We start from the raw sequence: 14,061 nt of genomic DNA, 5'->3' as shown, positions 1-14,061 counted from the left end.
AAAGATCTATTCAAAGGAGTGACAGATGAGCGAGAGCAAGGTCTACCCGGTCAAACCCCACATCAGCAGCAATGCACTGCTCGACAAGGGCGACTACGCCGCCATGTATCAGGCCTCCGTCGAGGATCCCGATACCTTCTGGGGAGAGCAGGGAAAAATTCTCGACTGGATGAAACCCTATAGCAAGGTCAAGAACACCTCCTACGATCCGGGCCATGTCTCCATCAAATGGTTTGAAGATGGCCAGCTCAACGTCTCGGCCAACTGTCTCGATCGCCATCTCGCCGAACGGGGTGACAAGGTCGCCATCATCTGGGAAGGGGACAACCCCGCCGAAGATCGCAAACTCACCTACCGCGAATTGCACAGCGAAGTGTGCAAGTTTGCCAACGTATTGAAAGCACAAGGGGTTCACCGCGGCGACGTGGTCTGCCTCTACATGCCCATGGTGCCCGAAGCCGCCATCGCTATGCTGGCCTGTACCCGCATCGGCGCGGTACACAGCATCGTATTCGGCGGCTTCTCGCCGGAAGCGCTGGCTGGCCGCATCATCGACTCGGGCTCGCGCATCGTGATCACCGCCGACGAGGGACTGCGTGGCGGCCGTCCGGTGCCACTCAAGAAAAATGTGGATGAAGCGCTCACCAACCCGGATACCCAGGTCAACAAAGTGATCGTGCTCAAGCGCACCGGCGGCAATGTCGCCTGGCACAACCACCGCGACATCTGGTGGCATGAAGCGACCGCCACCGTCAGCAGCGACTGCCCGCCCGAGGCGATGAACGCCGAAGATCCGCTCTTTATCCTCTATACCTCCGGCTCCACCGGCAAACCCAAAGGGGTGCTCCACACCACCGGCGGCTATCTGGTCTATGCCACCCTAACCTTCAAATATGTGTTCGACTACCACGAAGAGGATATCTACTGGTGTACCGCCGATGTGGGTTGGGTCACCGGTCACTCCTATCTGGTCTACGGGCCGCTTGCCAACGGCGCCACCACCATCATGTTCGAAGGGGTGCCCAACTACCCGGCCACCAACCGCATGAGTCAGGTGGTGGACAAGCACCAGGTCACCATTCTCTATACCGCCCCGACCGCCATCCGCGCCCTGATGGCCAAAGGCACCGAGGCCGTGACCGGCACCTCCCGTTCGAGCCTGCGCATCATGGGTTCGGTGGGTGAACCCATCAACCCGGAAGCCTGGGAGTGGTACTACCGCACCATTGGTGATGAGCGCTGTCCCATCGTCGATACCTGGTGGCAAACCGAGACCGGCGGCATCCTGATTACGCCGCTGCCCGGCGTCACCGACCTCAAACCGGGCTCGGCGACTCGTCCCTTCTTCGGGGTGCAACCTGTGCTGGTGGACAACATGGGCGAACCGCTGGAGGGGGCCACCGAGGGCAATCTGGTGATCACCGACTCCTGGCCGGGCCAGATGCGCACCGTATTCGGCGATCACGAGCGCTTCGAGCAGACCTACTTCTCCACCTTCCCGGGCCGCTACTTCACCGGCGACGGTGCCCGTCGCGACGAGGACGGCTACTACTGGATCACCGGTCGGGTGGATGATGTACTGAACGTCTCTGGCCACCGCATGGGTACCGCCGAAATTGAATCGGCGCTGGTGGCCCATCCCAAGATTGCTGAAGCCGCGGTGGTGGGGGTTCCTCACGAGATCAAGGGTCAGGGTATCTATGCCTATGTCACCCTGATCGCCGGGGAAGAGCCGAGCCGCGAGCTGCACAAAGAGGTGAAGGAGTGGGTGCGCAAGGAGATCGGTGCCATCGCCACGCCAGATGTCATTCACTGGGCGGAGGGGCTGCCGAAGACCCGTTCCGGCAAGATCATGCGGCGAATTCTGCGCAAAATCGCCACCGGCGAGACCGACAGCCTGGGGGATATCTCCACCCTCGCGGATCCGGGGGTAGTAGACAAACTCATTCGCGAGAAGTCGGAAGCAGCCTGATCCCGCTTCGTTTGTTGCTCAATAAAGCCGGCCCTGTGCCGGCTTTGTCGTTTCTTATCTGCCAGCAAACAGCAAGGTGGCAGCGACGAAGTATCTCAGGTCGAAACGTGCAACAAATAGCCAGATGTAGAGATTAGACCAGTAAAATGCTGCTAATTTTCACGAAATCAATATAATTGCGAAATCTGTGTGCCAGGGCACACCGATTTGCGCAGAAAATGGCTAGATTTCTGGTAGTCCACAAGATAGCTGATAGATAGCAGCATTATCATCGAGGATGTACTCAATATGTCGCAAAATCACCGCATTCTCCTGCTCAACGGACCAAACCTGAATCTGCTGGGCAAACGGGAACCGGGTATCTACGGCAGCAAGACGCTTGATGAGATCGTCGCCGATCTGAAGCTTAACGCCAGCCAACTCGGTGTCACTCTGGAACATCTGCAATCCAACGCCGAACATGAGTTGGTCAGCCGCATTCATCAGGCCATGGGCCAGGTGGATTTTATCATCATCAATCCAGCCGCCTTCACCCACACCAGCGTCGCCATTCGCGATGCGCTGCTGGGTGTCGCCATCCCTTTTATCGAGGTTCACCTGTCAAACGTCCATGCCAGGGAGCCGTTCCGTCATCACTCCTATCTGTCTGATGTCGCCAAAGGGGTCATTTGTGGTCTGGGGGCCGATGGCTACCAATTCGCTTTAACCGCGGCCGTGCACCATCTGCGCGCGGCTTGATAATCACTGATCAGATAAAGAAGAAAGAGAATGCTAATGGATATCCGCAAAATCAAGAAGCTGATTGAACTGGTTGAAGAGTCCGGCATCGCCGAACTGGAGATCTCCGAAGGTGAAGAGTCCGTTCGCATCAGCCGCAACTTCTCCGGTCAGGTGACCACCGCCATGCCGCAGATGATGATGCAGCAAGCCGCTCCGGTTGCCGCACCTGCCGCTGCCGCCCCGGTTGCCGCCGCACCGGCCGCAGATGCCGCCCCGAGCGGTCACCTGATGCGCTCCCCGATGGTTGGCTCCTTCTACCGCTCCTCCAGCCCGGATGCCAAGCCGTTCGCGGAAGTGGGTCAGCAAGTCAATGTCGGCGACACCCTGTGCATCGTCGAAGCCATGAAAATGATGAACCAAATCGAGTCTGACAAGGCCGGTGTGATCAAAGCGATCCTGGTTGAAAATGGTCAGGCCGTCGAATTTGACGAGCCGCTGTTCATCATCGAATAAGGGAAATCGCCACCCATGTTGGACAAAGTAGTCATCGCCAACCGCGGTGAAATTGCCCTGCGGATCCTGCGCGCCTGTAAAGAGCTCGGGATCAAGACAGTGGCCGTTCACTCCACCGCCGACCGGGAGCTCAAACATGTGCTGCTGGCCGACGAATCCATCTGTATCGGCAGACCGGCCAGTACTGAATCCTACCTTAATGTCCCGGCCATCATCGCCGCCGCTGAGGTAACCGGTGCTGTGGCCATCCACCCGGGTTACGGCTTCCTCTCCGAGAACGCCGATTTCGCCGAAGTGGTCGAAAAATCCGGCTTCATCTTCATCGGCCCGCGCGCCGAGACCATTCGCCTGATGGGTGACAAGGTCTCCGCCATCGAAGCGATGAAGAAAGCGGGCGTACCGTGTGTACCGGGCTCTGACGGCCCCGTCGACAACGATGCCAAGCACAACGCCGCCATTGCCAAGCGCATCGGCTATCCGGTGATCATCAAGGCCGCCGGTGGCGGTGGTGGTCGCGGTATGCGCGTGGTGCGCAATGAAGCGGAACTGGCGGGCGCCATCGCGCTGACCAAATCCGAAGCTGGCCAGTTCTTCAAGAACGACATGGTCTACATGGAGAAGTACCTGGAAAACCCGCGCCACATTGAAATTCAGGTGTTGGCAGACGGCCAGGGCAACGCCCTCTATCTGGGCGAGCGTGACTGCTCCATGCAGCGTCGCCACCAGAAAGTGGTGGAAGAGGCGCCGGCGCCCGGCATCACCGCCGAAATGCGCAAGTTCATCGGCGAGCGCTGTGTGCGCGCCTGTATCGAGATCGGCTACCGCGGCGCGGGTACTTTCGAGTTCCTGTACGAGAACGGCGAGTTCTATTTCATCGAGATGAACACCCGTATTCAGGTTGAGCATCCGGTCACCGAGATGGTCACCGGTATCGATCTGATCAAGGAGCAGCTGCGCATCGCCGCCGGTCAGCCCCTGTCGATCACCCAGCAGGATATCCGCATCCGTGGCCATGCCATCGAGTGCCGGATCAACGCCGAAGATCCGGCCACCTTCATGCCCTCTCCGGGTCTGGTGCAGCGCTTCCACGCGCCGGGTGGTCTGGGCGTGCGTTGGGACTCCCACATCTATGCCGGTTACAAGGTACCGCCCCACTACGATTCGATGATCGGCAAGCTGATCTGCTACGGCGAGAATCGTGACATTGCCATCGCCCGCATGCGCCATGCGCTGGACGAGCTGGTGGTGGAAGGGATCAAGACCAACGTACCGTTGCAAAAAGAGATCATGAAAGACGAAAACTTCCAGCACGGTGGCACCAATATCCACTATCTGCACAAGAAATTAGGTCTGTAAGGATCGCTGATAGAGACCGGACTTCCGGTGGAAGTCTGCTCCGCAAGGAGCCTCTGCTGAAAAAGGGCCATGGCGACATGGCCCTTTTTTGTTATCCTTGCGCCCCTCAAATTTGTCGGAGGCCAAGGTGAACCGTTTTGCTCTCGCCCGCCGGGAAGCAGCTTTCTGCCTGCTGCTGACCCTGTTCTACTTCTTTGCCTGGTATGGCACCGCCTATTTTATCCCGCTCCAGCTGGAGTTGTGGGGGCTGCCACTGTGGTTCCTGCTCAGTTGCATGGTGATGCCGCTGCTGTTCATTCTGCTCTGCGCCCTGATGGTGAACCGGCTGTTTGTGGAGATCCCCCTCGATACCCACGCCCCTTGCGGCAAGGAGTCATCCCATGAATCTTGAGTTGATGCTGCCGCTCGTCATCTATCTGGTGCTGGTGCTGGGGGTGGGTTTCTGGGCTAGCCGCCATCGCGCAGAAGGCAACTTCGTGCAGGAGTACTTCATCGGCAACCGCAGCATGGGCGGGCTGGTGCTGGCGATGACGCTGGTGGCCACCTACACCTCGGCCTCCTCCTTTATCGGCGGACCGGGTGCGGCCTACAAGATCGGTCTGGGCTGGGTGTTGCTGGCGATGATCCAGCTGCCCACCGTCTGGCTCACTCTGGGAGTACTTGGCAAGAAGTTCGCCATCATCGCCCGCCGGGTCAATGCGGTGACCATCAACGACATGCTGTGGGCCCGCTACCAGAGCAAGGCGGTGGTGATCCTCGGATCCGTTACTATCATCCTCGCCTTTATCGCGACTATGGTGGTGCAGTTTATCGGCGGCGCCCGCCTGCTGGAGACCGCCACCGGCCTCTCCTACCAGCAGGGGTTGATGCTGTTTGCCAGCTGTGTGCTGCTCTACACCATCATCGGCGGCTTTCGCGCGGTGGTGATGACCGATGCCCTGCAAGGGATCATCATGCTGATCGGCACCGGCGCCTTGCTGGCGGGAATTCTGATTGCCGGTGACGGCCTGCCGAACCTTATCCACCAGCTCAGGGAGATCGATCCCAAGCTGGTGAGCCCGCAAGGGGCCGGCGACATGTTGACCCAGCCCTTTATGCTGAGCTTCTGGATCCTGGTCTGTGTCGGGGTGGTGGGGCTACCCCACTCGGCGCTGCGCTGCTTTGGCTATCGCGACAGCAAGGCGCTCCATCGCGGCATTCTGATCGGCACCGTGGTCAGCGCCCTGCTGATGTTCGGCATGCATCTGGCGGGTGCCCTTGGCCGCGCCATCCTGCCGGGTATGGACAGCCCGGACAAGATCATGCCCTCCCTGATGATGGAAGTGCTGCCCCCCTGGCTGGCCGGGGTCTTTCTGGCGGCGCCGATGGCGGCCATCATGTCCACCATCGACTCCCAGCTGATCCAGGCTTCCGCCACTCTGGTCAAGGATCTCTATCTCAACTATCTGAGTCCAAAGCAGGAGAAGCTGGAAGTGCGCATTCCCCGCCTCTCTCTGCTCTGCACCCTGATCCTCGGCACTTTGGTGCTGCTGGCGGCGTTGCAACCACCCGAGATGATCATCTGGCTCAACCTGCTCGCCTTTGGCGGTCTGCAGGCGGTGTTCCTCTGGCCGCTGGTGCTCGGCCTCTACTGGTCACGGGCCAACGGCCCGGGCGCGCTGGCCAGCATGGTCAGCGGCATCGTCAGCTATGGGGTACTGAGTCAGTGGGGGATCAAGCTGGCTGGTCTGCACGCCATCGTGCCAAGCCTCACGCTGGCGCTGGTGGTCTTTATCACGGTCAGCCTGCTGACGGCACCGCCCTCGCGGGAAGTGCGCGAGCTTTTCGGGCAGAAATAATAAAAATATAAATTAGGGGTTCCAAAACTATCCCCAAATAGGTGTTTTCCGGTTAAACTGTGCGCCAAGTCACAGAACGTAGCCGCTGTATGCCCGTTAAAGCCACTCGACAAGTCGTTACTCAAGCCCTGCAGCGGCTCGGTTATGCCCTGCTGCTGCCCGTCTCCATCCTGCCGATGGCGGCGCTGATCTACCGGCTTGGTCAACCCGACGTGCTCGATTTGGCGGTGCTCTCCCTCACCGGTCAGGCGATCTTCAGCCAGATGCCGCTTATCTATGCGGTGGCGATCGCCTTTGGCCTGAGTCGGCAGGAGCTGGGCGGGCAGACGCTGGCGGGGGCGGTCAACTTCCTGCTGCTCAGCACCGCCTTCAATACGCTGGCCCCCAACCTGCACGCCGACATGATCTGCGGCCTGTTGGCGGGGCTCACCACCGCCATCATCTACCCCTGGGTTCACCAGCAAACCCTGCCCCGCTGGCTGCAGATCGCCAGGGGAGAGTTTCCCAGCCTGCTGGTGTCGGCCTTGGCCTGCCTGCTGATCGCCATCCCCCTCTCGCTGCTGTGGCCGCCGCTGGAGCGCGGGCTGACCCTGCTCACCTCCGAGCTGCTCACCACGCCGTTTGGCGCCTTCTGCTACGGCACCCTCAACCGCTTGCTGATCCCGCTCGGGCTGCATCAGGTATTGGGTAGCGTCATCGGCCTTGGCGAGAGCAACCTGCAGGCGCTGGCCACCGCCCAGCCCCTTCATGAAGGGTATGTGGCCGGTCTCTACCCTATCATCATGTTCGGCCTGCCGGGCGCCTGTTTTGCCATCTGGCTGCACCGCCAGCGGATGCAGCGGCTGCCGCAGGGCGGGCTGCTGCTCACCCTGGCGCTCACCTCGGCACTGGTGGGTATCACAGAGCCCATTGAGTTTCTGTTCGCCTTTACCGCCCCCTGGCTGTTTCTCGCCCACGCCCTGCTGACCGGGCTGTCGCTCGCTGTCTGTAGCGGGCTGGGGATCAAGGTGGGCAGTTACTTCTCCGCCGGTCTGCTGGATCTGGTGCTGAGCTATCAGGCTGGGGAGCACAGCTTCTGGCTTATTCCGGTCGGTATCCTGTTTTTCGTCGCCTACACCCTGCTCTTTTACCAACTGCTGGAGCGTGCCCCCCTCAGCATGCCGAGCAAGCCCATCGCGGTGGAGCATCCGCGCCTTGCCAGCGTTGCCCCCTCCGATCCCCAGATGCTGGCGATCCAGTACCTCAAGGTGCTGGGCGGGATGGACAATCTGGTGGCGATGAGTGTCTGTATCACCCGCCTCAGCCTGCGGGTGCGCGATATTTCACTGGTGGATGAATCCCGCCTGCTGGGCCTGGGCTGCCTCTCCTGGATCCAGCTCAACGAGCACCAGCTGGTGCTGGTGCTGGGCCCCAGCGCCAGCCTGATTGAAGGGCAGATCCGCATGCTGGCGGAGCGCCAGTCGGTCCCCCTCGGCCTCAAACCCAATCAGGAGTCGGCCAGCCAGAGCAGCTGGTAACTCAGGCAAACGGCAACCGCTCGGCCACGAAATCCATCAGGGTGCGCAGAGCGGGGGCCAGATGCTCCCGACTCGGATAGATTAGGTAGAACGGGTTGGCCGGAATGGGCTGATCCGGCAACACCTTCTGCAGCCGCCCCGCCGCCAAATCCCCTTCACAGACATGGTGGGGCAACAGGGCAATCCCCCCGTCATGAAGCGCCATCTCCCGCAGCGCCAACAAGCTGTTGCTGACACAGGCCCCCTGCGGCCGCCAGCCACCCTCCTGCAATGGCCACACCGGCATGGCCGAGTGCACCAGACAGGCATAACGGCCCAGCTCGCTCAACTGTTGCGGCATGCCGTGGGCCGCCAGATAGGCGGGCGCTGCCACCAGATGACGCGCCACCTGACCGATACGCCGACAGATGAGGCTGGAGTCTTTCAGCGGCGCCGCCCGCAGCGCCAAATCATAACCTTCCCCCACCAGATCGAGCTGATCGTCGCTCAGGGTCAGCTCCAGCACCACCTCGGGATAGAGGGCGCGAAACTCGGCGAGGATCCGGCCAAGCAATAGAGTACCGGTCGCCTCGGGGGCGGTGATCCGCACCCGCCCCGCCGGGGCCGAGCGCAGCCGTGCCATCGCCAGATTGGCACTGCGGGCCAGTGCCAGCAGCCCCTGACAGTGCTCCACATAGAGCTCCCCCTGCGGGGTCAGGCTCAACCTGCGGGTGGTGCGCTGCAACAGCCGCACCCCGAGCTGGGATTCGAGCCGCGAGATCTTCTGGCTCACCGACGACTTGGGCATACCAAGCAGCTCGGCGGCCCGGGTAAAGCTCCCCTGCTCTACCACGGTGGCAAACAGCCCCATCAACTCCAGATCGACATTGTTCATATATTCAAACAGTCTTTACCGATTACCCATCTTAATCTTGATAATCAACCAGACTAGAGTGAGTGGCAATCCCGAACACAGCGATTTGAAAGGAAAAACCATGAAAGCCATTGCCCTGACTCACTATCTGCCAAGCGACCACCCCGACTGCTTCATCGCCGCCAACCTGCCCGATCCGGTTCCGGGTCCGCGGGATCTGCTGGTGCGGGTCACCGCCACCTCCGTCAATCCGGTGGATACCAAGGTGCGTTCCCCCAAGGCCAAAATTGAAAGCTCGCCTCGGGTACTCGGCTGGGATGCGGTGGGGGAAGTGATCGCCACCGGCAGCGAAGTCACCCTGTTCAAGACGGGCGACCGGGTCTGGTATGCCGGTGATATCAGCCGCCCGGGCAGCAACAGCGCCCTGCAACTGGTGGATGAGCGCATCGCCGCCATCGCCCCCACCAGCTTGAGCGATGTGGAGGCCGCCGCCCTGCCGCTCACCGCCATCACCGCCTGGGAGACCCTGTTCGAGCGCTTTGCCCTCGCCCGCGAGAGCCGTGGCAAACTGCTGATCATCGGCGGCGCCGGTGGCGTTGGCTCCATCGCCATCCAGCTGGCCCGCCAACTCACCGGTATGGAGGTGATTGCGACCGCCTCCCGCCCCGAAAGCCGCGAGTGGTGCCTCGAGATGGGCGCCCATCAGGTCGTGAACCATCACAAGTTGCAGGAGGAGCTGACCGCCCTTGGCATCACTCAGGTCGATGCCATCTTCTGCACCAACGCCACCGCCGAGCACTGGGCCACCATGGCCGGGCTGATCCGCCCGTTCGGCCATATCTGTACCATCGCCGAATCGAGCGAGCCGTGGGATCTCTCCCTGCTCAAGAGCAAGAGCGTCACCTTCAGCCAGGAGTTCATGTTCACCCGCTCCCTGTTCCAGACGCCGGACATGATCGAGCAGCACCGCCTGCTCGGCCGGGTGGCGGCACTGGTCGATGAAGGGGTATTGCAGACCACCCTGACCAGAACCATCTCGTCACTGACCCCGATCACGCTGGCTCAGGCCCATGCCGAGGTGGAAGCGGGCCGTATGGTTGGCAAGCTGGTGATCGACATGAGCGGCTTTGCCAACTAAGCCCTCCAACGCACCATGATGGGATAAGTTCACCAAGGAGATGCCCCAAACGGGCACAATCAGCGGCACTCATGACAGCCTGTGGCAGACCAACGTCCGACAATCAGCCAAAAAAGAGGCCATTTCGCGAGAAATGGCCTGAATACCTGAACATTGGGGTAACAATCACACACATATCCTTATGCAGGACATATTAGTCTTTGCATCTGGCGTGCCAACAGCAGCATGAATGCGCCAAAACGGCGTCAGCCCGTCCTTGAGCAAGGTGCCGACCTTGCTCTTTTTTTGTCTGGCAGACTGTTTACCAAGGCAAACAAGCGCAGATAAAAAAATGCCACCCGAGGGTGGCAGTGAAAGATGACGGAACTTGAGCAAAGCGTTCAGCGAAAACCGGTCGTCTTCGCCTGCATAGAGCAATACAGGAAACGTGCCAATCCGGCAAAAGCCCCCGAATCCCTCCACGTCATGGGCAAACCACGACAGCACTGCCCCATGATGGTAGAATCTCGCGGTTTCACATTTATGAAGAGTCGACGCCATGCCCTGGATACAAATTCGAATCAACGCCACTGCCAAGACCGCAGACAAGGTGAGCAACATGCTGCTGGGGCGTGGAGCCCAGGCGGTGACCTTTATGGATGCCAAGGATGTGCCCGTCTATGAACCCATGCCCGGTGAAACCCCGCTCTGGGGCGAGACCGAAGTGATGGGTCTGTTCGATGCCGAAACCGATCCGGCTCCCACCATCGCCTTCTTCCAGCAGATCTTCGGCGAAAACGTCGGCTACAAGGTCGAGCAGCTGGAGGACAAGGACTGGGTGCGCGAGTGGATGGATCACTTCCACCCCATGCAGTTTGGCGAGCGCCTCTGGATCTGCCCGAGCTGGCGCGATGTGCCGAACCCCGATGCAGTCAACGTCATGCTGGATCCGGGTCTGGCCTTCGGTACCGGTACCCACCCCACCACAGCGCTTTGCCTGCAGTGGCTGGACGGGCTGGATCTGGCCGGTAAAACCGTTGTCGACTTTGGCTGTGGCTCCGGCATTCTCGGCATCGCCGCCCTGAAACTGGGTGCTGCCCGCGTCATCGGCATCGACATCGACCCGCAGGCCATTCAGGCCAGCCGCGACAACGCCGCGCGCAATGGCGTCGCCGACCAGATTGAGCTCTACCTGCCGGCCGACCAGCCGCAAGATGTCGAAGCGGACGTGGTGGTCGCCAACATCCTGGCCGGCCCGCTGCGCGAACTGGCACCGCTGATCGCCGGTCACGGCAAGCCGGGCAGCCTGATGGCCCTCTCCGGCGTGCTGGAAAGTCAGGCCCCGGAACTGGAAACCATCTACGGCCAGTGGTTCGAGATGGACCCGACCGCCGTCAAGGAGGAGTGGTGCCGTCTCTCCGGCCGCAAACACGGCTAAGTGCGGACAACATAGACGCCAAGCTCGTACTATCAGGGCTCCCGTTCGGGGGCCCTGATTGTTTTGGCCTGTCGGGCTCATCCCAGTCCGTGGACATGGGCTTGATCGCCCTCCCTTCTGATTGTGTTCGTTTGAAAACAACAGACACCTTTTATTCCGGTAAGATAGCGGTCCGAGCCAACGCAACCGAGAAGGATTTCTTATGCGGATTGCCATTCTGGATGACTATCAGGATCAGGTGCGCCACCTCCCCTGCTTTACCCTGCTGGCGGGTCATGACGTCACCATCCTCAACCAGAGCGAACCCGATACAACGCGCCTTGCCGCCCTGCTGGAAGGAATGGAAGCACTGGTGCTGACCCGCGAGCGTACCCGCATCGACGAACAGCTGCTGATGCGGCTTCCCACCCTTAAACTCATCAGCCAGACCGGCAAAGTCAGCCAGCATATCGACCCGGCACTATGCCAGCAGTACGGCGTTGCCGTGGCAGAAGGGATCGGCAGCCCTATTGCTCCCGCCGAGCTCTGCTGGGCGCTCATTATGGCAGCCTCCCGCCATATACCTGCTTACAGCCAGGCGTTAAGCCAAGGCCAATGGCAGCAATCTGGTGACCTCGGTTTGGGACGCACGCTGCATGGGCTGACGCTCGGCATCTGGGGCTACGGCAAGATAGGCCAGCGGATCGCCCGCTATGGCAAGGCATTTGGCATGTCGGTACTGATATGGGGCAGTGAGGCTTCGCGCAGGCAGGCCGAGCTGGATGGCTATGCCTACGCCTCCAGCAAGGAGGCACTCTTCAGTCAAGCCGATATCCTCACGCTGCATCTGCGCCTGAGCGAGGCAACCCGCGGCGCTGTTACCCGCGCAGATCTGGCCCGCATGAAAGTTGACTCTCTGCTGGTCAATACCAGCCGTGCCGAACTTATCGAGCCGGGCGCCCTCTATGCAGAGCTAAGTACCCATCCTGGAAAACGGGCCGCGCTCGATGTATTTGACATCGAGCCGGCGACACAGGAAAGCGAGCCCCTGCTGCGCCTGCCCAATGTACTGGCGACGCCTCATCTCGGCTATGTGGAGCAAAACAGCTACGAACTCTACTTTCGCGTGGCGTTCGAGAATGTACTGGCCTTTGCCGAAGGCAGACCTGCCAACCTGGTTCTGCCCGTATCGGGTGGATGATCACGTTACTTCTGCCGTATTGGCGCCAATATCCAAATCCCTGGCAGATAAAGGAAAGCAACCTTCATGAGCGAATACCAGAAGATGATCTGCAGCCAACCTTACAACTGCATGGCACCCGAGCTGGCCCTGTTGCGCCGGGAGGCGGCACGGCGCTATCGCCGTTTCAATCAGGCGGAAGATGAGGCTGAGCAGCGGGCACTACTGGCGGAGCTGATTGGCGAACTGGCAGAGAACGCCTTTATCTGCCCGCCCCTCTACTGCACCTATGGCCGCCACATCCACCTGGGCAAGGACTCCTACATCAATATGGGGGCGACCCTGCTGGACAATGCCCCTATTCGCATCAGCGCCCATGTGATGATTGGGCCAAATGTGCAGATCTATACCGCAGCCCATGCGCTGGAGGCCGACGAACGGATTCAGGGAACAGAGACGGCGCTGCCGGTCACCATTGAAGACAAGGTCTGGATTGGGGGCAGCGCCATCTTGCTGCCCGGCGTCACCATAGGGCGGGAGGCGATCGTCGGCGCAGGCGCCGTAGTCACCAAAGATGTACCGGCCGGAGCTCGGGTAGTCGGTAATCCAGCCCGGATCCTGCCAGCCAAAAACAGGGCATAAGGCAGCCAACCGGGTTGTATGCCGATACCGCCATCAGTTCACAACAGCCCCGACACCCCATAAAAAAATAAAGCCCAATGTCACGAAGACGTTGGGCTGTTAAAAGGTGCTACGGAATTGCGACTCTCATCGCAGAAAAATTAGAAGGAGTGCCCTTCTAAACTGGCAGGGAGATATTAGCGAATGCGCAAACGTTTTACATAGTGAAATACAACAGGATTGCGAGGTACATCGCACTATTTAAATAATTACCTGCTATGACGCGCGAAGCCTCTTTGACCCATTTATTTTCCCCAATTTCTCTGGTTACTATTCACGGTTAAACAGAAAAGCCCCGATTTCTCGAGGCTTTGCTTCTCTCAACCGCAACGTGGCCGAAAAGTCAGAAACGGCGGACAAACTCATCGAGCGGCAGTTCGCGCAGTTTACGCGCTTCCAGCATGGGGGTGCCGAGGTAGAGGAAACCCACCAGCTGATCCTCTGCCGCCAGTCCCAATCCCTTGTTGATCTGCTCATCGAAGATAAACCAGCCGGAGCGCCAGATGCCGTTGAAGCCCTGCGCCTGCGCAGCCATCTGCATCGCCATCAGGGCACAACCGGCAGAGAGCTCCTGCTCCAGTTTCGGCACCTTGGGGTGATCCTGATAACGGGTTGCCACAGCGACGATCAAGGGCGCCCGCAGCGGCGCTTCGCTGCACTTCTTGATGCTCTCTTCATCTTCGCCACGGGCACGGGCCGCCTCGGCCAGCAGCTTGCCCAGCCGCTCACGCCCCTCCCCTTCAAACAGAATGAACTGCCAGGGGGTCAGGGTGCCGTGATCCGGCGCGCGCAGGCCCGCCTTGAGGATATTGTCGAGCACCTCACCGCTCGGGGTGGGATCGGCGAGACGGCCACAGGAGTGACGATTGAGCAACAGGGTGAGGGCATCCATGGGCA

Annotated in this window: 13 protein-coding genes; 11 read left to right on the top strand and 2 right to left on the bottom strand. The window is 60.2% G+C overall.

Annotated elements, in window-relative coordinates:
• Positions 1–25 precede the first annotated feature (25 nt).
• From acs to AB5Y73_RS01580, 7 genes are all read left to right on the top strand, one after another.
• A complete protein-coding gene (gene acs, locus AB5Y73_RS01610) occupies positions 26–1,972 on the top strand; it encodes an acetate--CoA ligase (protein ID WP_107682552.1) in 1,947 nt (648 codons plus the stop codon).
• Positions 1,973–2,260: 288 nt separating this feature from the next.
• Positions 2,261–2,710 carry a type II 3-dehydroquinate dehydratase gene (gene aroQ, locus AB5Y73_RS01605; RefSeq protein WP_118854258.1) on the top strand — a complete coding sequence of 150 codons (450 nt, stop codon included), beginning with the start codon at positions 2,261–2,263 and terminating at the stop codon, positions 2,708–2,710.
• Between the two features lie 36 nt (positions 2,711–2,746).
• A complete protein-coding gene (accB, locus tag AB5Y73_RS01600; protein ID WP_005338908.1) occupies positions 2,747–3,205 on the top strand; it encodes an acetyl-CoA carboxylase biotin carboxyl carrier protein in 459 nt (152 codons plus the stop codon).
• A 15-nt stretch (positions 3,206–3,220) separates the two neighbouring features.
• Complete coding sequence (accC, locus tag AB5Y73_RS01595) at positions 3,221–4,561, top strand: acetyl-CoA carboxylase biotin carboxylase subunit (RefSeq protein ID WP_005338910.1); 1,341 nt, start codon at positions 3,221–3,223, stop codon at positions 4,559–4,561.
• Positions 4,562–4,688: 127 nt separating this feature from the next.
• The gene (locus tag AB5Y73_RS01590; protein WP_118854259.1) at positions 4,689–4,952 is read left to right on the top strand and encodes a YhdT family protein; all 264 of its coding nucleotides are present in this window, start codon (positions 4,689–4,691) and stop codon (positions 4,950–4,952) included.
• The gene (gene panF / locus AB5Y73_RS01585; protein ID WP_058059446.1) at positions 4,942–6,399 is read left to right on the top strand and encodes a sodium/pantothenate symporter; all 1,458 of its coding nucleotides are present in this window, start codon (positions 4,942–4,944) and stop codon (positions 6,397–6,399) included. The genes AB5Y73_RS01590 and panF overlap by 11 nt, the downstream gene beginning before the upstream one ends.
• Positions 6,400–6,488: 89 nt before the next feature.
• Positions 6,489–7,916 carry a PTS transporter subunit EIIC gene (locus AB5Y73_RS01580; protein ID WP_088870041.1) on the top strand — a complete coding sequence of 476 codons (1,428 nt, stop codon included), beginning with the start codon at positions 6,489–6,491 and terminating at the stop codon, positions 7,914–7,916.
• A 1-nt stretch (position 7,917) separates the two neighbouring features.
• On the opposite strand, the gene AB5Y73_RS01575 is transcribed toward AB5Y73_RS01580, so the two are convergent.
• Positions 7,918–8,790 carry a LysR family transcriptional regulator gene (locus AB5Y73_RS01575; RefSeq protein WP_162504381.1) on the bottom strand — a complete coding sequence of 291 codons (873 nt, stop codon included), beginning with the start codon at positions 8,788–8,790 and terminating at the stop codon, positions 7,918–7,920.
• A gap of 100 nt (positions 8,791–8,890) precedes the next feature.
• On the opposite strand from AB5Y73_RS01575, the gene AB5Y73_RS01570 reads away from it, so the two are divergent.
• The 4 genes from AB5Y73_RS01570 (at position 8,891) to AB5Y73_RS01555 (ending at position 13,125) form a co-directional block, all read left to right on the top strand.
• The gene (locus tag AB5Y73_RS01570) at positions 8,891–9,907 is read left to right on the top strand and encodes a zinc-binding alcohol dehydrogenase family protein (RefSeq protein ID WP_118854260.1); all 1,017 of its coding nucleotides are present in this window, start codon (positions 8,891–8,893) and stop codon (positions 9,905–9,907) included.
• Positions 9,908–10,445: 538 nt separating this feature from the next.
• The gene (gene prmA / locus AB5Y73_RS01565; protein WP_005349476.1) at positions 10,446–11,324 is read left to right on the top strand and encodes a 50S ribosomal protein L11 methyltransferase; all 879 of its coding nucleotides are present in this window, start codon (positions 10,446–10,448) and stop codon (positions 11,322–11,324) included.
• Positions 11,325–11,526: 202 nt separating this feature from the next.
• Complete coding sequence (locus AB5Y73_RS01560; protein ID WP_107682555.1) at positions 11,527–12,504, top strand: D-2-hydroxyacid dehydrogenase family protein; 978 nt, start codon at positions 11,527–11,529, stop codon at positions 12,502–12,504.
• Positions 12,505–12,570: 66 nt separating this feature from the next.
• Positions 12,571–13,125: a sugar O-acetyltransferase gene (locus AB5Y73_RS01555; RefSeq protein WP_107682556.1), complete on the top strand. Its 555-nt coding sequence runs from the start codon at positions 12,571–12,573 to the stop codon at positions 13,123–13,125.
• Positions 13,126–13,507: 382 nt separating this feature from the next.
• On the opposite strand, the gene AB5Y73_RS01550 is transcribed toward AB5Y73_RS01555, so the two are convergent.
• Positions 13,508–14,056, bottom strand: a complete 549-nt coding sequence (locus AB5Y73_RS01550) for an NAD(P)H nitroreductase (RefSeq protein WP_107682557.1) — start codon at positions 14,054–14,056, stop codon at positions 13,508–13,510.
• Between the last annotated feature and the right edge of the window lie 5 nt (positions 14,057–14,061).

It is taken from the genome of Aeromonas sp. s7(2024), from assembly GCF_040907825.1.
Classification (GTDB): Bacteria; Pseudomonadota; Gammaproteobacteria; order Enterobacterales; family Aeromonadaceae; genus Aeromonas; species Aeromonas veronii.
The sequence above is the reverse complement of the archived record's forward strand: the minus strand, read 5'-3'. Positions and strand labels throughout refer to the sequence as shown.